This is a genomic window from Chryseobacterium sp. SNU WT5, assembly GCF_007362475.1.
GTDB lineage: Bacteria > Bacteroidota > Bacteroidia > Flavobacteriales > Weeksellaceae > Kaistella.
The window spans coordinates 488,860-512,904 of record NZ_CP041687.1 but is presented as its reverse complement, the minus strand read 5'-3'; the positions used below and the strand labels follow the sequence as shown (position 1 = coordinate 512,904).

General features: G+C 36.2%; 22 protein-coding genes. 10 read left to right on the top strand and 12 right to left on the bottom strand.

Annotated elements, in window-relative coordinates:
* Window positions 1–5 precede the first annotated feature (5 nt).
* Together FNJ88_RS02430 and FNJ88_RS02425 are read left to right on the top strand one after the other, a co-directional pair.
* Window positions 6–1,262, top strand: a complete 1,257-nt coding sequence (locus FNJ88_RS02430; protein ID WP_143851572.1) for a hypothetical protein — start codon at window positions 6–8, stop codon at window positions 1,260–1,262.
* A gap of 454 nt (window positions 1,263–1,716) precedes the next feature.
* Window positions 1,717–2,370, top strand: a complete 654-nt coding sequence (locus FNJ88_RS02425; RefSeq protein ID WP_143851571.1) for a DUF4919 domain-containing protein — start codon at window positions 1,717–1,719, stop codon at window positions 2,368–2,370.
* A gap of 280 nt (window positions 2,371–2,650) precedes the next feature.
* Here the strand turns inward: FNJ88_RS02425 and FNJ88_RS02420 are convergent, their stop codons facing one another.
* The 4 genes from FNJ88_RS02420 to FNJ88_RS02405 all read right to left on the bottom strand — a co-directional run bounded on the left by FNJ88_RS02420 (window position 2,651) and on the right by FNJ88_RS02405 (window position 5,084).
* Window positions 2,651–2,869, bottom strand: a complete 219-nt coding sequence (locus tag FNJ88_RS02420) for a hypothetical protein (RefSeq protein ID WP_143851570.1) — start codon at window positions 2,867–2,869, stop codon at window positions 2,651–2,653.
* Complete coding sequence (locus FNJ88_RS02415; protein WP_262711461.1) at window positions 2,866–3,768, bottom strand: IS91 family transposase; 903 nt, start codon at window positions 3,766–3,768, stop codon at window positions 2,866–2,868. Before FNJ88_RS02415 ends, FNJ88_RS02420 begins: the two co-directional genes overlap by 4 nt.
* Before the next feature lie 79 nt (window positions 3,769–3,847).
* On the bottom strand, window positions 3,848–4,750 hold the full coding sequence (locus FNJ88_RS02410) for a tyrosine-type recombinase/integrase (protein ID WP_143851568.1): 903 nt from the start codon (window positions 4,748–4,750) through the stop codon (window positions 3,848–3,850).
* Window positions 4,751–4,883: 133 nt separating this feature from the next.
* Entirely contained in the window at window positions 4,884–5,084 is a 201-nt protein-coding gene (locus FNJ88_RS02405; RefSeq protein WP_143851567.1) for a hypothetical protein, read from the bottom strand.
* A gap of 526 nt (window positions 5,085–5,610) precedes the next feature.
* Here FNJ88_RS02405 and FNJ88_RS02400 point away from each other — a divergent pair.
* The 4 genes from FNJ88_RS02400 to FNJ88_RS02385 all read left to right on the top strand — a co-directional run bounded on the left by FNJ88_RS02400 (window position 5,611) and on the right by FNJ88_RS02385 (window position 9,729).
* Window positions 5,611–6,120 carry a YceI family protein gene (locus tag FNJ88_RS02400; RefSeq protein ID WP_143851566.1) on the top strand — a complete coding sequence of 170 codons (510 nt, stop codon included), beginning with the start codon at window positions 5,611–5,613 and terminating at the stop codon, window positions 6,118–6,120.
* A 207-nt stretch (window positions 6,121–6,327) separates the two neighbouring features.
* A complete protein-coding gene (locus FNJ88_RS02395) occupies window positions 6,328–6,693 on the top strand; it encodes a hypothetical protein (RefSeq protein WP_143851565.1) in 366 nt (121 codons plus the stop codon).
* A 267-nt stretch (window positions 6,694–6,960) separates the two neighbouring features.
* Window positions 6,961–7,905, top strand: a complete 945-nt coding sequence (locus FNJ88_RS02390; protein WP_143853856.1) for an NAD(P)H-dependent flavin oxidoreductase — start codon at window positions 6,961–6,963, stop codon at window positions 7,903–7,905.
* A gap of 444 nt (window positions 7,906–8,349) precedes the next feature.
* Entirely contained in the window at window positions 8,350–9,729 is a 1,380-nt protein-coding gene (locus tag FNJ88_RS02385) for a tyrosine phenol-lyase (protein WP_143851564.1), read from the top strand.
* A gap of 52 nt (window positions 9,730–9,781) precedes the next feature.
* Here the strand turns inward: FNJ88_RS02385 and FNJ88_RS02380 are convergent, their stop codons facing one another.
* The 4 genes from FNJ88_RS02380 to FNJ88_RS02365 form a co-directional block, all read right to left on the bottom strand.
* Entirely contained in the window at window positions 9,782–10,123 is a 342-nt protein-coding gene (locus FNJ88_RS02380; RefSeq protein WP_143851563.1) for a HopJ type III effector protein, read from the bottom strand.
* Window positions 10,120–14,118, bottom strand: coding sequence for an AAA domain-containing protein (locus FNJ88_RS02375; RefSeq protein WP_143851562.1), 3,999 nt, complete (start codon window positions 14,116–14,118; stop codon window positions 10,120–10,122). The genes FNJ88_RS02380 and FNJ88_RS02375 overlap by 4 nt, the downstream gene beginning before the upstream one ends.
* Before the next feature lie 128 nt (window positions 14,119–14,246).
* On the bottom strand, window positions 14,247–15,605 hold the full coding sequence (locus FNJ88_RS02370; RefSeq protein ID WP_143851561.1) for an acyl-CoA dehydrogenase family protein: 1,359 nt from the start codon (window positions 15,603–15,605) through the stop codon (window positions 14,247–14,249).
* 114 nt (window positions 15,606–15,719) lie between these two features.
* On the bottom strand, window positions 15,720–17,987 hold the full coding sequence (locus tag FNJ88_RS02365; RefSeq protein WP_143851560.1) for a polyribonucleotide nucleotidyltransferase: 2,268 nt from the start codon (window positions 17,985–17,987) through the stop codon (window positions 15,720–15,722).
* A 370-nt stretch (window positions 17,988–18,357) separates the two neighbouring features.
* Here FNJ88_RS02365 and FNJ88_RS02360 point away from each other — a divergent pair, with 370 nt between their 5' ends.
* Window positions 18,358–18,600 carry a GlsB/YeaQ/YmgE family stress response membrane protein gene (locus FNJ88_RS02360; RefSeq protein WP_143851559.1) on the top strand — a complete coding sequence of 81 codons (243 nt, stop codon included), beginning with the start codon at window positions 18,358–18,360 and terminating at the stop codon, window positions 18,598–18,600.
* A gap of 133 nt (window positions 18,601–18,733) precedes the next feature.
* On the opposite strand, the gene rpsO is transcribed toward FNJ88_RS02360, so the two are convergent.
* Window positions 18,734–19,003 carry a 30S ribosomal protein S15 gene (rpsO, locus tag FNJ88_RS02355; protein WP_143851558.1) on the bottom strand — a complete coding sequence of 90 codons (270 nt, stop codon included), beginning with the start codon at window positions 19,001–19,003 and terminating at the stop codon, window positions 18,734–18,736.
* Between the two features lie 174 nt (window positions 19,004–19,177).
* Here rpsO and FNJ88_RS02350 point away from each other — a divergent pair, with 174 nt between their 5' ends.
* A complete protein-coding gene (locus FNJ88_RS02350; protein ID WP_185145846.1) occupies window positions 19,178–19,795 on the top strand; it encodes a pyruvate decarboxylase in 618 nt (205 codons plus the stop codon).
* Here FNJ88_RS02350 and FNJ88_RS02345 read toward each other — a convergent pair.
* The 3 genes from FNJ88_RS02345 to FNJ88_RS02335 all read right to left on the bottom strand — a co-directional run bounded on the left by FNJ88_RS02345 (window position 19,792) and on the right by FNJ88_RS02335 (window position 22,634).
* On the bottom strand, window positions 19,792–20,739 hold the full coding sequence (locus FNJ88_RS02345; protein WP_143851557.1) for an ADP-ribosylglycohydrolase family protein: 948 nt from the start codon (window positions 20,737–20,739) through the stop codon (window positions 19,792–19,794). The two genes, FNJ88_RS02350 and FNJ88_RS02345, sit on opposite strands and share 4 nt — an antisense overlap.
* A gap of 92 nt (window positions 20,740–20,831) precedes the next feature.
* The gene (locus tag FNJ88_RS02340; RefSeq protein WP_143851556.1) at window positions 20,832–21,737 is read right to left on the bottom strand and encodes an IS1595 family transposase; all 906 of its coding nucleotides are present in this window, start codon (window positions 21,735–21,737) and stop codon (window positions 20,832–20,834) included.
* Between the two features lie 243 nt (window positions 21,738–21,980).
* Entirely contained in the window at window positions 21,981–22,634 is a 654-nt protein-coding gene (locus tag FNJ88_RS02335) for a hypothetical protein (RefSeq protein WP_143851555.1), read from the bottom strand.
* A gap of 555 nt (window positions 22,635–23,189) precedes the next feature.
* Here FNJ88_RS02335 and FNJ88_RS02330 point away from each other — a divergent pair.
* Window positions 23,190–23,519, top strand: a complete 330-nt coding sequence (locus FNJ88_RS02330) for a single-stranded DNA-binding protein (protein ID WP_143851554.1) — start codon at window positions 23,190–23,192, stop codon at window positions 23,517–23,519.
* A 79-nt stretch (window positions 23,520–23,598) separates the two neighbouring features.
* Entirely contained in the window at window positions 23,599–24,045 is a 447-nt protein-coding gene (locus FNJ88_RS02325) for an HRDC domain-containing protein (RefSeq protein WP_143851553.1), read from the top strand.

Here is a 24,045-nt window from a genome sequence, read left to right as displayed (position 1 = left end):
ATTCAATGAAAAACATACCACACCAATTCAATAATCTTGATAAGTATTTTGAGGCACTACAAACTGTCTTGCAGTTAATTGAGGAGGAAACACCTTTAAGAGATGAAAACCTTGGAGAACAACTTTTAAGGAATGGTGTGATTAATCCAGGTCGTGAAGGACTAACTATTGAAGAATATTTATTAGAACAAAGTGCAAAGACACCTTCAAATAGAGGTTATCATACGGCAGCAAGGGAAACTATTAAATTCTTTAAATTAATTGGGTTTTTAATTGTTTATGATAACAAATCAGGAGAACTTACACCAAGTGCGATTCAAATTTTGTCTATACCAGACGAAAATATTAGAAAAGAATTATGGAGGAACGCTTTTATTCAATTAGGTGTTGAGGGTACAGATGGAGAAATAAGTCATCCATATAGAATTTTACTAAAACTTGTTCAAGATAAATCTGGAATAGAAACAAAAAAATTAATGCTGGCTTTAGAAGCTGAAAATGATTCAATTGAAGAATACGAGAGAATAATTGAACTTTCCGAATTGTCATTGGAAGAAATTCTTGAATCTACAGGAACTTCTGTATCAATGGCTAGAAATGCTGTTAAAATTCTTCCTGGAATTGCAGAACAATTAGGAGATATTGTTAGAAGAGGAAACAATGCTTTTCCAATAGGTAGAATTGTTATTACAGAGGATGAAATTTCCACAGAAATTCCACCTGATGCAACAAATGCAGAAGGAGTTCTCTATTCACAATTTAGACCTGTGACTTCAGGTACAATTGCTGTCGACCCAATTTTTAATACAATTTCTACAGTTAGTATAGATTATACAGAATCGATTAGAATTCGTCAGCAACGTTTGGCAGAACATCAAGAAATCGTAAGACAACTTGGACTGTTCTGCGAAGAAAGAGCATTTGAACTTTATGAAGGAAAGTTTGATTGTTTGTCGACAATGGAAGAAACAGCTTTAGTTTTTGAAATTAAAACTATTTTAAGTTCAATGTCTGACCAAGAAAAACAAACTATTAAAGGAGTTGGACAGCTTAAATACTATAAGTTTTCAATCGTAAACCGGCAAATGGAATACGAGGACATTAAAGAATTTTTGGTCTACTCTCAAAAGCCACAAGTCAGTTTAATTGAATTTTGTACTTCCGAAAATATTAAAGTTGTGTGGTTAGAAGAAGGAACATTCAAAATTTATGATTCTGTTTCGAATCAAGATATTGATTTTGAACCATTGGATTTTGTGTAAAAAGCCAACGCTAAAAGCCATACACATTTGCAATTCGCGCCAGCCAACACACAAGCCAAAAATTGCAAAAGAGTATGTCTTTGCCAACGCTGAAAACCAAGCTGAACGGAAAAAAGCCAGCAGGTAACAATGTGTATAAACAATAGCGGGTTTAGTGCAAAATTGAAAAGAAATGAATATTAATAAAGGTAAGTGTTTAACCGAAAAGTTAGTGGGTTTTAATCCGCTACTGCTCATACACTAGACCGTTGGGAAAAATCGCCCTTTGGGACGATTTTTCCCAACGGCCAGCTCGGCTTCGCCGACTGTCGGGAAACCATCGTTGCTTTCGCACGACGTTCTCCCAACAGTCGCCTTTGACGCATTCCGAAAAGAAGTTTGCAACTTCTTTTCAGAACGACGACAAAGCCGAGCTGGCCGTTAGCAGAAATAGTTTCCAAACACTCTTCACAATATGAAACAAACGATTCTAATCTTAATTTTTAGTGTAATATCTACATTTTCATTTGCACAGATTAATACTGAACTAATTAAAAAAAATGTTACTGAAAACCCTAAAGAAAATTTTTATAAACTTTTAGAGATTTTCAAATCAAATCCTTCTGAATTAACGCAAGATCAACTAAATCAACTTTACTACGGAAGTAAATTTGTGAAAATTGATTATACAATTGGAAGCTACAATAGTGAATCAGGAACATTTTGGAAACCTGCTCACAGAAAATTATCTAAAAGTAAGGCAGAAAAAATCGTGAAAGAGGCACAATTAAAATATTTAAAAAATCCTCTTAATAAAAATCTGTTAGATGATATGGTTAATATTTACAGCGCATTAAATGAAAATCAAAAAGCAGACTTATGTTCCAAACAAAAAGAGTTAATAATACAAACTATAAAAAAAAGTGGAGACGGAAAAAGTGAGGAAACGGCGATTTGTGTTTTAACGGCAGGAGAAGTTTTACAACAACTTGAAAAATTAATACAATCAGGACCAAGAGCACAATTTGACCAAAAAATGAAACAACTTTCTGATGGAAGCGTATTAACAATTTATAAGATTGGAGATAGAGAAGTATTTGTAAAATTAGTCGGGGGATTTTTTCTGTAAAAAACTACTTCTGCTAACATTATGCCGAATAGAAAAAAGGCCTAACACGTAAAAATGTTAGGCCTTTTTGCTATTCGGTGTTCAGCGACGCCACTCATTTTTCATAGGTGGTTTTGTAGGTTTGGGCGTTCTTTAATTTGTAGAATTAAACCGTTTTAATGCATTAAAGTGCTCTGTTTCCAGCAGTTTACTTTGCGTTTTAAACAAAAATCCCCCTACCCAAAATAAGAGATTTTGGGGAAAATTCGGTTGGCTTTTTACTCGGGTTTTGTTACACTTTTTAATGGTTACGGGGGATTTTCTTTGGTGAACCTCGGTTTTGTAATTTGGCAGCATTTACTAGATGAACACCCTGTTTTGCGACATTTACGTAAGTTGCAACCCATTCCAGCGCTCCAATTTTGCAAATACTGCATTTGGTAATATCAATGCCGTATTTCATGGCTGCCAAAACCGAAACCGGAAGTTCTACTTTGGGTTTGGGAGCCGCTATTTTCAATTGTGCACAAATACTTTCCAGCCGTTTTGTTTTGTTTTGTTTTGATGACTCAAAAATCCGCTGTGCCGAATCTTCACAAAACCTTTGGGCAGGATATGTTGCTCAAATCTTCGTAAAAACTCTGCATGGCTCAAAGTTATTAGTTTTTGTTGATTTTTGTCCCGATAATCTTTGTACTTAAAGGTGATTTCGGTGTCGCTGATTTTAGTGATTCTATACGTGCTGATCGCCACTTTGTGCGTGTACCTTCCCAAATATTCCACAATCTGTTCGGGACCTGCAAAAGGTGCTTTGGCGTAAACATTCCATTTGATGAATTGCACTTCATCAATCGTTTTGTCGAACTCTTTTTCGTTGTTTATTTTTAGATTTTCACTCGTTTTTAAGGCCTTTAATTGCGCCAAAAAATAACCTTTGAAGATCTTTTCCATCGCTCTTCTGGGAAAAAGAAAATTACCTTTTTCTCTTTTTTGAGTGATCCATTTTCCCTCTTTTGAAAGTCCACCACCCGTTACAATACAATGAACATGAGGATGAAAAGTTAAATCCTGCCCATTGGTATGCAAAACACTGATGATTCCAGGTATTCCTCCCAAATATTTTTCATCCTTTCCAAGGGTTTTCAAAGTGTAAGTACCTGCCTCAAAAAGCAATTTGAAAACCGCTTTCCGATTCCCCATCGCCAGACTTCTCAACTGCTGAGGAATGGTAAAAACGATATGGAAATAAGCTGTCGGTAGCAATTCGCTCATCCTGTCTTGCAGCCACTGTTCGCGTTTCAAGCCTCCACAATTGGGGCAATGTCTGTTGCCGCAACTGTGAAATTGGTAATGTTGATGGTGACAATGATTACAGCCGTAAACATGCATTCCCAACCGAACCGTATGGCAATCTGACAATTTTTGCAGCACATTTTGACTGTATAAATTAAAGCGTTTCGCACTTGGATGATTGAAGATTTTACTTTGCAGTAACTGCTTAATTTGCGGTTGTTACATCATTTAATTTTTCCAAAGGAGAAACAATTCCGAGTTGGGTATGATGTTGCAAATGCAGATAAATCATCGTGGTTTCCAACTTGCTATGACCGAGCAAAGTCTTGATAACATGAATGTTATTGCCCTGATTAAGCAAGTGAGTCGCAAAGGAATGTCGCAGCGTATGCGCCGTAAATCGTCCACTTTGGAAACCCGCCTTTTGCATCGCACCATTCACCACCACTTGTAAACTGCGAACATGAAGTTGTTTTCGGGTCTGCGGACTGGTAAAAAAGTATTCTTTCGGACGATTTTCGACAATATAAAACGCGCGGAGTTGTTCCAATAAAGTCTGTGGCAACAAGGTAGAACGATCTTTTCCGCCTTTTCCTTGAATGACTTTAATTCGGCTGTTGCAACTATCGATGTCTTGGATTTTCAAATTACAAACCTCAGAAATCCGCAACCCACAACGATAAAGCAAGCCCACCACACAACGTTCTTTTAGATTGAGAGGTGCTTTAAATAGTTTTTCTACCTCCATTTCCGTCATGATGTTGGGCAAAATAAATTGCTTTTTGGGGTACAGATTACTCGGAACAATGTAATTGCTGGGCATTACTTTTTTAAAGAAAAAACTGCAAGATTGGGCTACACTTCGGCATTTGGCTCGACCGACTTTGTGATTTTCTTTAATAAAAATCAAATACTTTTCGATGTGTGCTTGGCGTAAATCTTCAACTTTGAGATCATTGTAATGCTTAAAAAGTAAAGTCAGTTCTTGGAGGTAACTCCGCACACTTCCCTTCCCATATTCTTGAATTTGCATCAATTGCAATGCTTTTTGCAACCAAAACTTTCCGCTATCATTCAGCGGTTTAATTGAAATCGAATTCCCTTTCATAATATAAATTTTTAAATGAAAGGTAAAGTTGAGATTTTACAATAAATAGACTATTTTTGAAAAGCAGTTACCGCTCACCGAAGGTGTTGCTTGAACATATTCTATGACAAAAACCAAACAAATCCCACAAAATTTACGCTGCAAATTTATGCAGATTGACAAAGTTTGATTCTCGTTGAATTACCGCAAATATTCTGTACACAATTTTGCATTTTATGTTGTTTAAAACCAGCATCGTGTGCTTTCCTTCCGCTTTTTTGCGCGTGTAGTAATCTTTCAGTTCAGGATCATATTTAATGCCAGTGAGTGAAACCATATGCAGCAACGATTTCATCTTTTTATCCGCCAGGTGACTGACTCTGGTTTTTCCCTTAATACTCGTTCTAGAGCTATATTTATTGAAATTTAAAAGTGGAAAAATTTTAAAATTTATTAAAGAATAATAAAATTCTGCTATCATTGGTAGCCGTTGCACAACCCTTCAATTATCCAATTACTCCAAAAAATGAGATAAGATCCAACACCTCTTTTAAAGTGATTTAAGAGAGGTTCTTTTTTAGCAAAGAGAATATTTCGATTTTTGGAATGGTTTAATTCATAGTGATAAAATTGCCAGAAATTTCCTTGGGGAAGATCCATCAGTTGGGCATTTCGATGGACTTTTTTGGTGATAAACTTTTAAATTCTTCTTGAGATTAGGTCAGTGCTGCTATCAAAACATGTTTGTTGGCATTTTTTATTCCTCAGGTATTCACCTGTATCATGTTGTGATAATTAATTTCTTATCCTACATCAATGTAACGGTTTTTAGTTTTCCCTTATTTTGCATGATATAAATGTTAACCTATAAATATATTACAATGATTTGGAAAATAGACAACGCTCATTCAGAAATTAACTTCAAAGTAAAGCATATGATGATTTCAACATTGACGGGTAATTTTGAAGATTTTGATGCAACGATCGATGCAAATGATGAAAGTTTCAAGAATGCTTCTTTTAAATTCAATGCAAAAATTAATTCAATCAACACTAAAAACAGAGATAGAGATGCCCACCTTAAATCTGATGAGTTTTTCAGTTCAGAAAAATATCCAGATATGAAATTTGTTTCTGACTCTTTTGACGGCCAAAAATTAATTGGAAATTTAACGATTAAAGATGTCACTAAAAGAGTAGAATTAGATGTAGAATTAAATGGTGTAGCTATTGATCCTTACGGACAAACCAAAGCAGGATTTGAATTAAACGGAGAAATCAGCAGAAAGGATTTTGATTTAACCTGGAATGCAGTTACAGAGGCAGGAAATGTTGTCGTTTCAGACAAAGTGAAATTAGTTATTGATGCACAATTTATTAAACAAGCCTAAAATTAAAATTATAGATTTTAGATTCTGTAATTTATCATAGCGAGCTAAAATGACTTTAATAAGGTTTAAAACAAAAACGGTTTGGGTTTATTCTCAAACCGTTTTTTATTTTTTAATTGATATCTTACAATCTTCAAGTTGCAGAATTTTATAAGATGTTATTTTTATATTTGCACCTTGAGTGCAATAATCCTAAATAACAAAACTATGGACCAGTTAAACAATCTTGAATCAACACTCTTAAATGGTTTAGTAGAAAAATATCCTTCTTTGAAATCTCATATTTCCTATCTTAAAGTGAAGGAAAGAATAATCACCAAAACCGGAATGCAGGTTGATTTTGAATATGTGAATGCCGAGGAAAACCTAGATTTTGAAGATGTCAACGCCTTGTTTAGCGGTGAAGAAAATATAGAAATAAAAACTTTAAAACATGGTTTAGGTTATGTTATCGATATCACTGATGGTAAAATTTTATATATCGAATTTACAACGTATGGTGAAAACTGGAACGGGAAATTGGGTGATTATAAAATTACAAAGAATAAGAGTTCATCAAAACCTTCGGTGTAGTAGATTAATCAAAAGTAGGTAAAAAGATGCATGCAGTAAGCATTTTGCTTTTTTTGTATTCTTTTGAAATTCTTTTTCTTCAATTATCTTTTGTTTCTTTTGCGGTTAAATATTAAAGATTTGCATTTTTAGACTATTTTACATTTCCAAGTCTTTCCGTTCCTATCTTAATTTTCTACTCCAACATTTTTTCCTCTTCATTGATTTAATTAAATTTACCACATGAGTAATTTTTTAGATTTTGGTGTAGCCAAAAAGTTGAAAGAAATGAATGATAAACAAAATAAAGTCACCAATCTTTTTCAAATAAAATATCCCATCATTCAAGGTGGCATGATTTGGCATTCTGGCTGGCGTTTGGCTTCTGCGGTGTCAAATAACGGCGGCTTAGGTTTAATTGGAGCGGGGAGTATGTATCCTGATATTTTACGCGAAAACATTCAGAAATGCAAAGCAGCCACGGACAAACCATTCGGTGTAAATGTGCCAATGCTTTATCCGAATTTAGATGAAGTGATTCAGATCATTTTGGAGGAAGGCGTGAAGATCATTTTCACTTCCGCCGGAAATCCGAAAACATATACGGAGGCTCTTCAGAAAGAAGGTTTAAAAGTCGGTCATGTTGTTTCCTCAACCAAATTTGCCATGAAATGCGAAGATGCCGGCGTTGATGTCATTGTCGCCGAAGGTTTCGAAGCTGGCGGCCATAACGGACGTGATGAAACAACAACGTTCTGTTTGATTCCTAATGTAAGACAACATATCTCAAAACCCTTAATTGCCGCGGGTGGAATTGCTTTGGGTTCTCAAATGAAAGCAGCCATGATTTTAGGCGCAGATGGAGTACAGATCGGATCTCGATTTGCCGCTACCACAGAAGCCAGTTCACACGACAGCTGGAAGAATACTATTCTCACTTTAAACGAAGGCGATACTCATTTAACTTTAAAAGAACTCGCACCCGTAAGAATGGTAAAAAATAAATTCTATTACGATTTAGAAAAGTTGTATGATCAAGGACGAAACGTAGAAGCCTTAAAAGAAAGTCTCGGTAGAGCACGTTCAAAACGGGGCATGTTCGAAGGCGATTTAGAAGAAGGCGAATTGGAAATAGGACAGGTCTCCGCTTTAATTCATGAAATTCTGTCTGTTGAAAAAGTATTTGAAAACCTATTGAAAGAATATCGGGAAGTAAATTCCTACGATCTATAAAAGAAAAAATTCCGTTTCGATATTGAAACGGAATTTTTTTTGATGACTATCTTTTGGCAACTGCCTGCTGATTTCTGTTTTGGAATTTCTTGACGATATATCCAATTGCAAGAGGTGCTACCCAAATCAAAAGTCTTTTAAAAATTGATCGTTTCATATTGTTTGTTTTCGAGATTTATTTGCAATTACTTTGCCAAATATGATTCAAATCAGATTTTACTCACATATTCTTTCGCTACATTTGTTTCATAGAATTATAAAAATGAGAATCGATCAATTGGTTTTTCTGAAATTATCCGAATTGTTTTTGGATCTCTTCTCATTAATTCTCTTCAAAAAATTTCTTCGAAAACCGACTTAACTTTATTTGTTTTTCTAACATGACCGAAGTGGATTCATCCTGAGTTCACCTAAAAAATTCTATTTAATTATTAAAACAAATATATGGTATCAAAAAGAGACAGCTGGGCAGAACCTTACAAAATAAAAATGGTCGAACTGCTTAAAATGACTACCGCAGATCAAAGGAAAAAAGCTTTACTGGAAGCTGGATTCAATACTTTTTTACTAAAATCCGAAGAGGTATACATTGATCTTTTAACGGACAGTGGCACCAACGCGATGAGCGATCAGCAGTGGAGTGGGATGATGCTTGGCGATGAAGCGTACGCGGGAAGTAAGAATTATTACCATTTGGAAGAAGCTGTGAAAGAAGTGTATGGTTACAAATATTTAGTACCAACACACCAAGGTCGTGGCGCAGAAAATATTCTTTCACAAATCATGATTAAGGCTGGAGATATTGTTCCCGGAAATATGTATTTCACCACGACCAGATTACATCAGGAATTGGCAGGCGGCGTTTTTCACGATGTGATTATTGACGAGGCTCATGATTCTGAATCTCAGTTTCCCTTCAAAGGAAATGTGGATTTAAACAAGGTGGAAAAATTAGTACAGGAATATGGAGCTGAAAAAATCGCTTATATCTGCGTTGCAGTAACCGTGAACTTAGCGGGTGGACAACCCGTGAGTATGGAAAATTTAAAAGCAGTGCGGAAATACACGCAGGAAAAAGGAATTAAGGTGATGCTTGATATGACCAGAATTGCTGAGAATGCTTATTTTATTCAGCAAAAGGAAGAAGGTTATCGTTTGAAAACAATCGCTGAAATCGTAAAAGAAATCTGTAGTTATACGGATGGTGCAACCTTTAGTGGTAAAAAAGATGCTTTGGTGAATATCGGAGGGTTCTTAGCTTTAAATGATTACGATATTTTCGAAGAAGCACGTAATCTCGTTGTCGTTTATGAAGGTCTTCATACGTACGGCGGTTTGGCTGGACGCGACATGGAGGCAATGTCGATTGGTATTTACGAAAGTGTACAAGAGGAACATATGAAAGCTAGAATTGGTCAGGTCTTTTATTTGGGCGATAAAATGAGAGAATTCGGTGTTCCCATCGTAACGCCAATTGGCGGACATGGTATTTTTGTTGATGCGAAACAATTTTTACCACATGTTTCCCAAGATGATTTTCCCGCACAAGCGTTGGCGGCAGAAATTTATCTGGATGCTGGAATCAGAACCATGGAAAGGGGAATTGTTTCCGCTGGTCGGAATTCCAAAGGTGAAAATTACCATCCAAAATTAGAGTTGGTTCGTTTTACGATTCCACGTCGGGTTTATACCCAAGCACACATGGATGTGATTGCAGAATCTACCGCCCGAGTTTACGAAAGAAGAAACCAGATCAAAGGTTTGAAAATGATTTACGAACCGAAATATCTGAGGTTCTTTCAAGCGAGATTTGAGCAACTTTAAATAAATGAAACCACCTTGAAAGAGGTGGTTTTTTCAGAAATCTCTTAGTCGATTAGACATTCTTCTTCATTTTTAAACTTTCATTCTCGAATGAAATTCCATCCCAGCCAAACTCGATAAAATTTCTGATATTCTGATGGTCATTTTCGTTTGGATTCCCCAAAACATCAGTTCTATAGAAATCTCCAAATAACGATAAAGTTTCCTCTTTCGATAAATGATTCAACTTTGCAAAACTGAACACTTTACAGGAACCATTGTTCTGATTGACTTCATTGATCGTATTTCCATTGTTGAATTTTGTCGGTGTGAAATCGAAATGTTCATCAATGTAACTGATGACTTCTTTAAAATCGATACTTTCGGGCTTGTTTTTTATTTGTTCTAAAATCATGCGATCTTTTTTACTATTTTTTGTATTTCTGCATCTAAGTTTTGCCAGCAGTTCTGACTCCAAATTCTTACATATTCAAATCCCGAATTCTGCAGGATCTTCGCTTTGTGTAAGTCTTCCAGATAACCCAGATTACCGTCGTACTTTTCTTTGCTCATGCATTCAACGATGATTGATTTTTGTTCAGGTTTTTCAATCAATAGATCCAGAATATATCCACCAAAATGATGGTTTTTAGAAATTGCTAAGTCCGGAAATCTATTTTGTAAATGATCGTGGATCTCATTAATGAACAGGTTGGTCTCATCATCCTTCTCAGCTGCAGCTTTATGTCCGAAAACATCCAGGACATTGAGGACTTCATTTCTTTGCGTTTCATTTTGATCACTCACTGTTTTGCAATACGCCAGATAAGCATAGAAAACCGCTTTTCTATTATTGGCACCTTCCTGTTCGATCGCATCTTTGTAACTCATAAAGAATTCTTCGGGAATCGAGTTGCAGATATAGATCTTTTCTTTGGCTCTGGTGATGATCACGTTCAACAATTTATAACCTTTGGAATGATTCACCGGCCCAAAACTCTGCACAAACTTCCCGCTTGGTTTTCGTCCATACGTCGTCGAAATAATAATAATATCTCTTTCATCACCCTGAATATTTTCGAGATTTTTAATGAAAAGTCCAGCTTCTTCCAAACCTTGAATCCTTTCTTTAAAAGCTTCGTTTTCTGGAAGGCCGGTTTTCTGAACGATCTTTCTTTTAATGTAATTTCTTTGCGTAATATTAAACGTCGCAATTCCTACCGATGGATATTTCCCCTTTTTATTAGGCTCAATCGTTTCTAATATTTCAATCACTTTCTCCGCTTCTTCCGCATTAATGTGATCATTAAAAATCCCGTTCACTTGAAAAAATTCGATCGGATTAATTCGGGATTGTGCCGGAAGTGGTTTTAGTCTGGAATTATAGAAAGCGTGATTAGAAAAATCAATTAAATACGGATGCCTGGATCGGTAGTGAAAATCAAGATGGTTCTTTTCAAAATTGTTTTCCATGGCGAAATCCAACAAAGATTCGATATTCAACATTGCATTTTTATAGGTGATCACATCGTTTTCTCCTTCCAATTCGTCCTCGTCTTCTATCGAACCGTCAAAAACTTTACTGAAATAGTTCGACGGCGGCATTTGATGTTCGTCTCCGGCGATGATGATATTTTTTCCTTTCAGCAAAGCCGGCAAATTATCTTCGAGTTTGAGCTGACTCGCCTCATCAAAAACCACATAATCAAAATATAAATTATTATTCTGAAAAAGATTGCTGCAAACATCCGGTGTTGTCAGAATGATCGGAAAGAAAGTGGTGAAAAGATCAATGTCTTTTTGGGCAATTTGTCGCAAAGTTAATCGCGTGTGGTTTATGCTGCTGCGCTTGTTATAAAGATTCGCAACCGTAATATCTTTATTGTTTTTCTCAAAATTTTTCACGCTTTCCTGTTGAGCAGTATTCCAGAATTGTTCGATGAAACTTTTCTGCGTGAAACCAAATATTTTTAATTTTTTAATAATTTCTGCGTATTGCTGCTCATTGAAATTGAGTTTTTGGTCAGCGTGATGTTTTAGCAAAAGGGGAAAATAAGCGGAAAGAAAAGAAGGTTTCCAGTTCTGAAGTGGATATAATTGATCCAATAAATTCTTTTGAAATGAAGATAAGTTTTCATAAAACGAAAACCAATTGTATTCTGCCAATAAAGGATTTTCAGCATGATTGCGGACTGCTGAATACTGATCTAAAATTAAAGTGATCAGGTCTTTCGTATTTTGATATGTATTTCCAATGACCGTATTTTTGATCCAATGGTCATTTAATACGGACTTCCTCAGGTTCTGAATTTTTTGTGAAATAGTTTCTGTCTGTCGGTCAGAAATAGTTGAATCAAAAAGATTCATAAAATCCAATGCTTGATAATTTTCGTCGATGTTGGATGAAAATTCCGCTTGTGCACTTTCAGCTTTCTGACGGTAACTAAGGATTTCATTTTTGTTGCTCCAAAGATTTCCCGAGATCTCAATGGAAGGGAAAAGAGGATTCAAACTGATTTCCTTGATCGATGAAGAGATTTCGATTAATTTTTTCTGGGTGTGAATTTTCTTTTTCTTGGCAGACGAGAAAAGCGCTCCCAGTTTGTAGAAGAAGCTCTCGATTACTTCTGGCAAAAACTCGTCAGAATTAGAATTTAAGGTCGAAGTAATAATTTCTGTTTCGTTGATTAAAGACGTAAGCTTCTGTAAATTTTGCGCAAATTCCTGTTTTTTCTTAGCAATATAGATTGGTTGAAAATCACGAATCAACGTTTGGATTTCGTTCCAGGAAGTTTGATAGCTTTGGAAAGAAGTAGCTAAATTTTGTAAACTGCTAAGGAAATTTTCCTGAATTAATTTCTCCGTATTCAGAAATGATAATTCAAGAAAAGGTTGATATTCCTGATAGAGTGGAGCACCAACATTCAATACCGTTTCAATTTCATTAAACTCTTCGGTCGAAAATGAAAAGGCTGCATTTTGTAAATCAACCGTTTCTTTAGAATTTTTAAACTCTAAAAGATTTCCCACAATTTCAGTCCAGTTTTTCTCTGGCAACAATTCTTTGTTGAGTAAATGGTGGACCGCATTTACATTTTCTTGATGATCGGTAATTTCCGCGATCTGGTCTATCAAAGATTGGGAAGAATACAATTGAATCGGTTTTTTAAAATCTGCAGGATCGATCGTGTTTCTTACCGCATTTACAACCAGTTTCCGATCAGAAATGCTGTCCTTGATCATCGTGCAATAACGCGCGTAACCCATTTTATGGAGCGCATTATAAAGAACTTCCAGCGCCGTTTGTTTCTCGCAAACCACGATGGTTTTCTGTTGGTTTTCCAAAGCATTCACCAAAACTGCCGTCAAAGTCTGACTTTTCCCAGTTCCCGGCGGACCTTGAATCAAAATTTTATTCTGACTTTTCAGCGATTCCAAAATTCCCTGTTGCGAAGGATCGGTTTCGATGGAAGTGATGGATTGAAATGGAACTTTTGACGGACCTTCTAAAGGTGTAAAGTTGCTTTTTAAAACCTCATAATCGTTAATGATATTCTGCTTTTGGACTTCAAAAATAGAAAAGATCCCTGATTTTATAATAAAAGCGTCGCCTTTCTTTGGAAGTAAAGTGTCGTAAACAGCTTTGGTTTTGATGGCCGGAATTTCCGCATAATTATTCATGATGAAATCCAGATTCTGCGTAACTTTTAACTGACTTAAAATGGTTTCGCAAATATTGAATAGTTCCGGCTTATCAATTTTACCATCCGACAGCATTTCGGCTGAGAGTTGGTTTAAAACAACTCCAGAATCCCCTTGCAAATGATTGATGAGCACTTCATTCAGGTAAATCGGATCATCTTCCGCCCGACTGATTTCCCAGGTATTCATTTCGTTGGTCGGCTTGATGTTGATCGACCAAATGAGTAGGGGAGAAGCCGAGATCTGGCCGTCTGAAACATCTTTCCTGATCAGTATCGGAAAACCAAATCCCAAAGAATTGACTCCTTTTTCAGAGTAAATAACTTCGTTCTGAAAAATAAGATTTTCTAATTTCCGAGATAGTTTCTCCTTTTTTTTATCCTGCTCTTCGTCCTCCAAATTTCGACTTCCACTAGAATTTTCTATTACTTCGTCTGGGTCTTCTTCCTCAAAAGAAAGACGTCGAACATCAGTCGGATTTTCATCTACCATTCGATCATGGATCGAAAATTTAAAGGAAACATTCTTTTGCGTCAGAAGGTCTACGATGAAATGTTCTGGTAAACTTTTATGGATTTCCGAAAGCTGCGCCAGATCCAACTTATACCGCGAATTTCCGGGAATAGCGTTGAGGTGAACACCTCGTCGGTTACCGGTTTTGAGTTTCTTTTGAAAAGCTTCGAATATTTCTGGGTTGAGGTTGAGCATTGGATTTTGTGGGAAAGTTATTTATTCTTTAAAAATAGGAAATTCCTTAGGCAAAGTAAGAATCTTTTCTGCAGTGAAACATTTATTATAATGATTATAAAAGCAAGTCGGGAAAGATGGTGTCAGCCTTACACAAACGCACTAAACCCCGTAATACTTCTACCAACAATCAAAGAATTAATTTCTTTCGTGCCTTCATAGGAATAAATGGCTTCGGCATCGGCAACAAATCTCGCCACATCATATTCCAGCAAGATCCCATTTCCACCCAGAACTTCACGCGCTCGGGAAACAATATCGCGGGTTCTCATGGTGCAGAAAACTTTGGCGAGCGAAGCGTGTTCGTCTTTTAAAATTCCTTCATCCTGCATTTCAGACAAACGGAAAACCATGGTTTGCATTGCTGTCAAATTAGAAAGCATTTCTACCAAATGTCCCTGAATCATCTGGAAAGAGGCGATGGGTTTCCCAAACTGTTCGCGGGTTTTAGTGTACGCCAAAGCACTTTCGTAAGCGCCTCTTGCGCAACCGGTCGCCATCCACGCCACGCCGGCTCTGGTCATGCGCAAGACATTTCCGGTGTCTTTGAAAGAGTTGGCGTGTTCTAATTTATTTTCATCAGTAATGAAACAGTCGGTCAAAGTGATCAAACCGTTTTGAACAATTCGGAGCGCCATTTTTCCTTTAATTTTTTCAACTTTAAAACCAGGATTGTCCTTTTCTAAGATAAAACCTTTCACTTCGCCATCATCTAAACTTCGGGCCCAAATAATAATAACATCTGCGAAAGTGGCGTTTCCGATCCATTTTTTCTGTCCGTTCAGAATATAACCTTCCGGTGTTTTTTTACAGGTCGTAGTTAAACCTCCCGCCGCGCCAGAACCAACTTCCGGTTCTGTCAAACCAAAAGCGCCGATCTTTTCAAATTTCTGCATTTGCGGCAACCATTTTTCTTTTTGTGCTTCAGAACCGCACATATAAATCGAGCCCATTGAAAGTCCCGACTGAACGCCAAAAAAAGTAGCGATCGAGGCGTCAACTTTGGCCATTTCCATCGCGAGAACGCCTTCCATTAAAAAAGGTAAACCCGGACAACCGTAACCTTCGTAAGTCACGCCGCAAACATTGAGTTCTTTAAATTTTTCAATGATCTCAAACGGAAATTCGTCGTGCAACCAATAATTATTGACCAAAGGTTTTACTTCCGTTTCCATAAAAGTCCGAACGCGCATTTGAATCTCTTTCTGTTCCGGCGTCAAAGTCTCGAACACATCGTAGAAATCGCCGTCAACAGGTGGCAAATCTTTTTTCTTTTTTTCCGGATCAATCGCACGCATCAGCATTTTGATCTGCTTATCATTCATTTTAGAAAAACCTTCCATCATTTTTGGGAGGTCTACTTTTCCGGATATTTTGGAGAGTTCATCAAGATCAATTGATTTAAATATTTCGATAGCGTTTCTGACTTTGGAAAAGATGTTGGACATATTTTTAATTTAAAAAAAAGATACGAAAAAAGTTTTGAAGAAATTTCTGGAATTATAAATTATAAAAAAAACTCCCAAATTACTTTGGGAGTTTCTATATAATCTCAGATCTTCTTAGTTCTGGTTATCTTCTTGACGTGGTCCGTTATTTTCCGGACGGTCATCTCTTCTTTGAGGTCTGTCGCCTTGTGGACGATCTTCTCTCGGTCTGTCGTTATTGTATTGAGGACGATCTCCCTGAGGACGATCTCCTTGTGGTCTCTCTTCACGAGCTGGTCTGTCCAACAAAACTTTTCTTGAAAGTTTCATTTTCTTACGATCATCGTAACCCATGAATTTCACTTCTACCATATCGCCTTCGTTGTAAGGAACTTTGTCCAGACGTTTCCATTCGATCTCTGAGATGTGAAGTAAACCTTCTGTTCCTTTTGCAATCGCTACGAATGCTCCGAAATCCATTACTTTAACCACTTTACCGTTGTACACGTTTCCAACTACAGGAACGAAACAGATCTCGTTGATCGCTGCAATCGTTGCATTGATATTTTCTCTGCTAACACCAGAAATTTCGATTCTACCGATTTCGCCAATTTCTTCAATCGCGATAACTGTTTCGAAATCTTTCTGCATTTGCTGAATGATTTTTCCTCCAGGTCCGATGATCGCTCCGATGAAATCTTTGGAGATTTCCAATACTTCCATTTTCGGTGCGTGTGGTTTCACATCTGTTCTTGGAGCGTCAAGAGTTTTCAATAATTCATTAAGAATATGCAATCTTCCGTCTTTCGCTTGAAGTAATGCTTTTTCCATAATGTCCATGGTAAGTCCTTCTACTTTAATGTCCATTTGACAAGCCGTGATTCCGTCTGCAGTTCCCGTTACTTTGAAGTCCATATCACCTAAGTGATCTTCGTCTCCTAAGATATCGGAAAGTACCGTGAATTTTCCTGATTTTGGATCAGTTACCAATCCCATTGCAATCCCGGAAACTGGTTTTGAAATTTGAACACCGGCATCCATCAATGCTAAAGTTCCAGCACAAACTGTCGCCATTGAAGACGAACCGTTTGATTCTAATATATCAGAAACGATACGGATGGTGTAAGGGTTTTCTGTAGGGATCATTTTCGCTAAAGCTCTTTGAGCCAAGTTTCCGTGACCTACTTCTCTTCTTGAAGTTCCTCTTAAAGGTCTTGCTTCACCCGTTGAGAACGGTGGGAAGTTATAGTGTAAGAAGAATTTTTGATCGTAGTTGATGGCAACCGTGTCCACCATGTTTGCATCTTTTACAGATCCTAAAGTTACTGCAGTCAATGACTGAGTTTCTCCACGTGTAAAGATTGCAGAACCGTGAGCTCCTGGTAAATAGTCAACCTCTGACCAGATCGGACGAATCGTTTCCGGAGTTCTTCCATCCAAACGGATTTTTTCGTTCAAAATCATCTGACGCATTGCTTCTTTTTCTACATCGTGGAAATAGATTTTTGCGAAAGGTTTTGCAACTTCTAATTCTTCTTCAGAATACTGAGTTAAGAATTCTTCTAAAATAGCCTGGAAGTTATCATGTCTTTCTTCTTTAGCAGAAGGAGTTTTTGCAACTTCGTACACTTTATCATAAGTTGCTGCCCAAACTTTTTCGCGAATTTCTTCGTTGTGATCTTCGTGCGTGTATTCTCTTTTTGGAAGAGATTTTCCAACTCTCTCCGCTAATCTTTCCTGAGCTGCTACCTGAACTTTAATTTCTTCGTGTGCGAATTTGATCGCTTCGATCATTTCCTGTTCAGAAATTTCTTCCATTTCACCTTCTACCATTACGATAGAATCTTTTGTTGCACCAACCATAATGTTCAAATCAGCTTTCGCTAAATTTTCCATACTTGGGTTAACAACAAGTTTACCGTCGATTCTCGCTACGGTAACTTCAGACATTGGTCCGTTGAAAGGGATATCGGTAATTGCAATTGCTGCAGAAGCAGCTAATCCTGCCAAAGATTCTGGCATACATTCTTTATCGTAAGAAATCAGGGAAATCATCACCTGAACTTCTGCATGGAAATCTGATGGGAAAAGTGGACGCAAAACACGGTCAACCAATCTCATTGTTAAAATTTCTTCGTCAGATGGTCTTGCTTCTCTTCTGAAAAAGTTTCCCGGAATTTTTCCTGCTGAATAAAATTTCTCTCTGTAATCTACTGTTAACGGTAAGAAGTCAACACCTGGTTTCGCATCTTTGCTGGCGACAACTGTTGCAAGAAGCATAGTGCCTCCCATTCTTACTACTACAGCGCCATTAGCTTGTTTCGCTAATTTTCCTGTTTCGATGGTGATTTCTCTACCATCGCTTAATTGAATTTTTTCAATAATTGCTTGTGGAGCATTCATAAAATTTGTTCGTCTTTGGCACTCCGTATTGAGTGCATTATAATTTAATTTATTTAAATTTTCGTGTGCAAAGATACGGAATTTTTATCGAGTATAAATAGGTATAGGGCCATCGTAAATAGGCTCTTCAGCTTAGCTGGTTAGATTAAAACTTGATATGAACTGAAAATATTCGAAAAAAAATTCGGTTTCTTTTTAATCTTGCATAAAATATCTTTCTATTGCTTTCTGATACTAACTGCGGGGTGTTGATTGAAGGTTCTTTAAGATTTTTTAATTTTTTAATTACAAGATGATAAAAATCATTTCGGCATAAATTTGGATATTAACGTTAACATAAAATAATTATAAACATTAAAAATTTAACATTATGGGAATTCTATGGACATTGATTATCGGTGCAATTGCAGGTTGGTTAGGATCACAAATATTTAAAGGCGGAAGTCTTGGATTAATAGGGAATATCGTTGTAGGTATTGTCGGTGGTTTTATCGGATATTGGTTGCTGGGAGGCAGACTGGGTGAAGGCGTAGTTGGTGAAATCCTAACCGGTACTGTTGGTGCTATTGTATTATTAGCAATTGTAAACTTATTCACCAGAGGAAAAGTATAGTTAAAGAATATTCTTTAATAGAAGAGAAGTGATTCAAATATGAATTGCTTCTTTTTTGTTTTTAATCTTTCAGGAAGGATAAAAAAAAGCAACTCGATTAGGAGTTGCTTTAATTTTTTTGTCTGAATTGAAATTATTTTCTTATTCCTAGCTCAGCAATAATAGCTCTGTATCGATTAATTTCTTTTTTCTTAAGATAATCTAATAGTGCTTTTCTCTTACCTACTAAAAGTACCAAAGAACGCTCAGTTGCATAATCTTTGTGATTCTTTTTCAGATGATTTGAAAGGTGATTAATTCTAAAAGTGAAAAGGGCAATCTGTCCTTCTGCGCTTCCTGTGTCTGCATCAGACTTTCCATGTTTTGCGAAGATCTCTTTCTTCGTGTCAGTTGTTAAGTACATTCCAATATTATTTTAATGATTATTATGTAACGGCTGCAAAAGTACGATTTATTTTTGAATTGTGAAAACAGTTTTGAAGGTTGTTAATTAAACCTCTACCAGAAATGTTAAGATTATCATAAATTTATATTGCGTATCTACCTTCATGGCAGTATCTTTGCACTACACAAGCTCATGAAAAATCTTTACTTTGTCAAAAATACATTTACCGTACTATTTCTGTTAACAGGTTATTATACAGTACTGGCTCAAAGTGTGTCGGAGACTAAAGGCCGCAAGATTTCTAAGGTACTTTATTTTAACCCGGAAGTCTTTCCGGATATCAATGAAATTAAGGAACCTACTTACACCGCTTTTTTTAGTGCTTTATCTGATGAACTAAGTAATTCTAAAAATACTGAGTTGTTAAGAGTTGACTATAATATTCCATTTGACACCGTAGAAAAAGCATTAATTTTAGAATTTTGCATAAATAACAATGCGCAGTTTGCGGTAGTTCCAAAAGTTAAATATTTTAAAGTTGGTTTTGGAAAATACGTTTTCTCTAATCAAGTGATTATTAGCATGAAAATATTTAATGCTACTGGTGATTTACTGGCGGAAACTTCGTATGATACTTATAGAAAAAAAGGAAGAATGTTGGGTTCTGCAGAGAATTCAATTAAAATTGGGACTTTTGGTGCGCTGAAAGCTTTAAATAAAATTCTAAGAAAAAAGTACCGCTCTGGGTATACAACAGTAAACGAATATGAAATGTTCCCCGCTGAACAATTTTCGTTTATTGCAAATTAGCTTCCGATTTTTGTAGTCAATCTTTCTGCCAAATCTTCAATATCGTCTTTGCGAGCCAGGAGTTCGAGCCAACTGTTTGGAATGGTATCAAAACCATAAAGTAACCCGGCTAATCCGCCTGCTATTGCAGCAGTTGTGTCGGTATCTTCTCCTAAGTTTACGGCCTTTAAAGTTGAATCTTTATAATTATCAGTCGTCAATAAACACCAAATGCTGGCCTCTAAAGAATGAAGAACATAACCGCTGCTCGAAATTGCATTTTTTTCTAATTCTGAAACGTCCTCTTTTAAAAGTCGGTCAAATAAAGCTATTTCATGCGGATTGATAGAAAGTGAATTTAAAAAATCCGGGATTTGGGTTTGTAGTTTTTTATAGATCTCAAATTTGTTTCTTCCTAATAAAATCTCTTTTGCAAATTCAAGATAATAAAAACAGGAAATCACCGATCGAATATGTCCGTGAGTGATTGAAGAAACTTTTTTCGTGATTTCATACCGTTCAGAAATCGGCAAATCTTTGATGTGGAACAGCAGTGGTAAAATACGCATTAAAGAACCATTTCCGTTGGATGAAGGATGAATGCTCCCAGCAAATTCTGGTTGTTCTCCCCGAGCAAGTCGGTTTATGGCTTCTCTGGTCGCAATACCAATATCGAAAACTTCACCACGCGCTGCCCAAAAATTTTCGTGATACCATTTCACAAAATTTTCTCCAATTCGGGTGAGATCGAAATCGTGAGTTAAAGCTTCTGCCAAACAAAAAGTCATGGAACTGTCATCTGAAAAAGTTCCGGGTGGCTGATTGTAAGTTCCGTAGCCAAACATTTCGGTAACTGGATTTTGGTCGAGATATTCGCGGCTTTTAAATTCCACCGGAACACCTAAGGCATCACCGATCGCCACACCAAATAAAGCGGATTTGATTTTGTACTGTAAATCTGTCATTACTAAGTCATTTTTTAGGGAGGTCATTCAATCTCAAATATAAAAATCTTCTCGCGATTTTTAAATTTTTTTTTATGTATATCCGTTTTTCATCATACTTCTGTAATGCTTGCTATCACAAGTCTATCGAACAGTTTATCTTCAAAATATCTCCGATTTAACTTATAAACAAACTCATTTAGATAAAGTTGAAGGTTTTTGCGTTTTATTTTGTGGTAATTTCCTAATAAATTCCTTTTCGCATTACTGATAAATATGTGAACCCAACGCAAAGTATCTTTTGTAGTTTCTTTCGAAGATTTTTCTGAAATATGAATTTCTACAAGTTGTGATATATCAACATATGACGTGCTTTGATCTGTAAAAACTATGCTGGATTCTGCCAAAGATTCTTTAATAGTCTCATTAATTCCCTCTGCTGTATGATCTTCTAATACTATTGCTTTAAAATATCTACAAGATTTCGATGTCTCTCCCGTTTCTATATTTTCTAATGGCGTAGATTCCGCCATCACTGCAACATTTTGCTTTCCAACTGCACCTCTTCCACGAATCCCTTTCTCTTGTTCCAGTTCTCTAGATTCAACTGTAAAATACCCTTCATCCATTTCAATCATGCCCTCTAAAGTGTATCTTTCATCTCGTTTTCCCATCGCTTTTCTCAATTTGTGCATCATGGCCCAAACTGGCTCATAGCGCTTCAAACCTAATTGCCTTTGCATTTCTTTAGCAGAAAATCCCTTTTTTGTTGCACTCATCAAAAACATCGCTTTATACCAAACTAGAAAGGACAAATTGGAATTCTCCATGATGGTTCCACTTCGTAATGAAGTTCGCTTTCTACAAGATTTACACTCGTAACTTAATCTGCTTTTAATCCAAAAAAAATCAGTTTTTCCGCACTTGCAGGAAACACCAATTTTGTCACGTTCTGCTTTGAAATGAAATATACAATCCTCTTCACTGCTAAACTCTACGCCAAAACTAAAAATATTCATCTCAATTATTTAATTATCAAACAAATATACGGAATTATGGGAAGTTACGGACATACATATTTTTTTTAAACGATTTTTAGAAAATCTTATAAGAAGAACAAGATCTTTATTCTATCCGCGATGGAAGCGACATTCCTGCCTTGGTGGGATAAAGCGGACAGCGGGTCTGAAAGTCGGAGAATCCCCGATGATTTGCTCCTTACTGTTCTTTTGGTCAACTGAAAAATTTATTCAGTGATTGCGTTAACAAGTTTGATGAAGATATTCATATTCTTTTCCGTTCCAAAAAATCAGGCCACCGCCCAGCTCAGTTTTGAGAATATTTATAGAAGGTTGATTGATGAATATCGGCGCAGTTTCTATAAGATCGCCCTGTTCGTCCGTATCGGTTCCTGTATTTTCTTTTTCGCGGTTTAATTTCCAGACATCGATATAAGACGGATCATCATCGAGCCCATTTTTTATTGTTTTACCGGCACCGACTATAAATATTTCATTTTTTCCACCGTGAATAATTGCAAAACCCACTTTTTTAGAACTGATCTCTTTAATCGGAAGTACAATATCTAAAATGCCGTCGCCATTAAAATCTTCTTCGAGATAAAAAGGATTTAATCTAATATCCAGTGAATATTTGTCTTTAATTTTATAATCAGTAATGACCTCGGTACTATTTACCCAATCAGGTAAACTTTCCAAGATCACATATTTTTCGTCGTTCGATTCTTCAGGATTATCTGTTGGAGCAATATTTTGCATTTTGATATTCTCCAGTGAAACTTTCGGCAGAGGTTTTGCCTCAATTACTTTTTTTTCAGAACTTTTATTGCAGGAAAATAGAAGGCTGAGCCAAATTAATGAAGGTAGTGCTAGCAAGCTTTTGACGTTAAAATTCATTTTTTGATGTTAATTAAGTTTAATATTTTTTTTAAATCGATATACCAACAAAAAAAATATTGAAATACCTACCGTAAGTCCACCAATGAGCAGCGAGCTGCAGCTGATGAGTAAGAAAATGGATAGCAGCAAAATTTTATTCATCGTTTTATGTTTGGTTGTTGATTCTGTAAATATAGGAGTTTTTAGACTTCTATAATCTTCTTCATGTGAAGTTAAATGAGGTTAAATTATTGAGACCATATTCGAAAATACTGTGAATAAAAACCTGCGCTATATTCTAGCCCCGAGCGAAGTGGAAATCCTTTTTTTTTATAAAAAAAGATTGCAACGAAGAGCGGGACCGAAATTTAAAAGGAGATATCATCTTGTTGCTCCCAAAAAACAAAATTTCAAATAATTGATTACTAATCTTATAAACGATACAAGCGGATACAAACGATATTAAGCGGTTCATTACCGACTAATTTTTGAAAGCTGGTGAACCTTTGCAACAGAGATTCGAGGAAGATCAGTGAGACTCGATTCTAATGTTTAATTATAAAATCTAAAGCCATGTCACTAAGAAACAAAATTACCTTAATCGGTAGAACAGGAAAAGAAGTCGAAATCGTACAGTTCGAAAACGGCAAATTAGCTAAAGTAAGTTTAGCAACAAGCGATCATTACACAAATGCCATGGGTGAAAAAGTGGAGGAAACGCAATGGCATAACCTAGTCTGCAATGGAAAGCTTGCCGATATTATGGAAAAGTATGTGGAAAAAGGTAAAGAAATCGCCGTAGAAGGGAAAGTAATTTACAGAACTTACGATGATAAGGATGGCACGAAACGTTATATCACAGAAATCCGAGTAATGGAAATTCTATTGCTTGGTGCTAAGTAGAGTTGGAGTGAGGCCGGATTTTATACCATGGAATCCGGCTTGTTTTTCTTTTTCAAATTAAAACTAAAAATACAATACCATGAAAGTTCAAATATTTAAAATAAGATTGTCAGACGAATTTATTTATACAGATCAAAAAGCGCTCGACCGTTTTTTACAGGAAAATAATATTCTGAAATACGAGACCGCTTTTGTAAAAGACGAAGAAAGTTATTGGTCGGTTGTTCTTTATTTCGAAGAATTGAAAATACAGGTTAACGAAGCAAAACCTGAAAGATACAGCGCAACTGAAGATGACCTCAGTCAGGATGAAGTAAAAATTATGGATTCGCTCAAATTATGGCGCTCCGAAAAAGCGAGAGAAAAAAGTCTTCCTGTTTACTTGATCGCGACCAACAAAGAATTGTTTTCTATTGCAAAATATAAACCTGCAAAAAAAGAAGAGTTGCTGGACATCAAAGGTTTCGGGAAATACAAGATCGAAAATTACGGTGAAGAGATCATTGAGATCTTAGAAACTGTTTAA

Coding starts and splice junctions, on each gene's coding strand:
- FNJ88_RS02400 (WP_143851566.1), top strand. CDS start 5,611: ATGATTTGGAAAATAGACAACGCTCATTCAGAAATTAACTTCAAAGTA.
- FNJ88_RS02350 (WP_185145846.1), top strand. CDS start 19,178: ATGAAAAATCTTTACTTTGTCAAAAATACATTTACCGTACTATTTCTG.
- FNJ88_RS02325 (WP_143851553.1), top strand. CDS start 23,599: ATGAAAGTTCAAATATTTAAAATAAGATTGTCAGACGAATTTATTTAT.
- FNJ88_RS02360 (WP_143851559.1), top strand. CDS start 18,358: ATGGGAATTCTATGGACATTGATTATCGGTGCAATTGCAGGTTGGTTA.
- rpsO (WP_143851558.1), bottom strand. CDS start 19,003: ATGTACTTAACAACTGACACGAAGAAAGAGATCTTCGCAAAACATGGA.
- FNJ88_RS02390 (WP_143853856.1), top strand. CDS start 6,961: ATGAATGATAAACAAAATAAAGTCACCAATCTTTTTCAAATAAAATAT.
- FNJ88_RS02340 (WP_143851556.1), bottom strand. CDS start 21,737: ATGAATATTTTTAGTTTTGGCGTAGAGTTTAGCAGTGAAGAGGATTGT.
- FNJ88_RS02385 (WP_143851564.1), top strand. CDS start 8,350: ATGGTATCAAAAAGAGACAGCTGGGCAGAACCTTACAAAATAAAAATG.
- FNJ88_RS02365 (WP_143851560.1), bottom strand. CDS start 17,987: ATGAATGCTCCACAAGCAATTATTGAAAAAATTCAATTAAGCGATGGT.
- FNJ88_RS02395 (WP_143851565.1), top strand. CDS start 6,328: ATGGACCAGTTAAACAATCTTGAATCAACACTCTTAAATGGTTTAGTA.
- FNJ88_RS02370 (WP_143851561.1), bottom strand. CDS start 15,605: ATGTCCAACATCTTTTCCAAAGTCAGAAACGCTATCGAAATATTTAAA.
- FNJ88_RS02345 (WP_143851557.1), bottom strand. CDS start 20,739: ATGACAGATTTACAGTACAAAATCAAATCCGCTTTATTTGGTGTGGCG.
- FNJ88_RS02425 (WP_143851571.1), top strand. CDS start 1,717: ATGAAACAAACGATTCTAATCTTAATTTTTAGTGTAATATCTACATTT.
- FNJ88_RS02375 (WP_143851562.1), bottom strand. CDS start 14,118: ATGCTCAACCTCAACCCAGAAATATTCGAAGCTTTTCAAAAGAAACTC.
- FNJ88_RS02380 (WP_143851563.1), bottom strand. CDS start 10,123: ATGATTTTAGAACAAATAAAAAACAAGCCCGAAAGTATCGATTTTAAA.
- FNJ88_RS02410 (WP_143851568.1), bottom strand. CDS start 4,750: ATGAAAGGGAATTCGATTTCAATTAAACCGCTGAATGATAGCGGAAAG.
- FNJ88_RS02430 (WP_143851572.1), top strand. CDS start 6: ATGAAAAACATACCACACCAATTCAATAATCTTGATAAGTATTTTGAG.
- FNJ88_RS02335 (WP_143851555.1), bottom strand. CDS start 22,634: ATGAATTTTAACGTCAAAAGCTTGCTAGCACTACCTTCATTAATTTGG.
- FNJ88_RS02330 (WP_143851554.1), top strand. CDS start 23,190: ATGTCACTAAGAAACAAAATTACCTTAATCGGTAGAACAGGAAAAGAA.
- FNJ88_RS02405 (WP_143851567.1), bottom strand. CDS start 5,084: ATGAAATCGTTGCTGCATATGGTTTCACTCACTGGCATTAAATATGAT.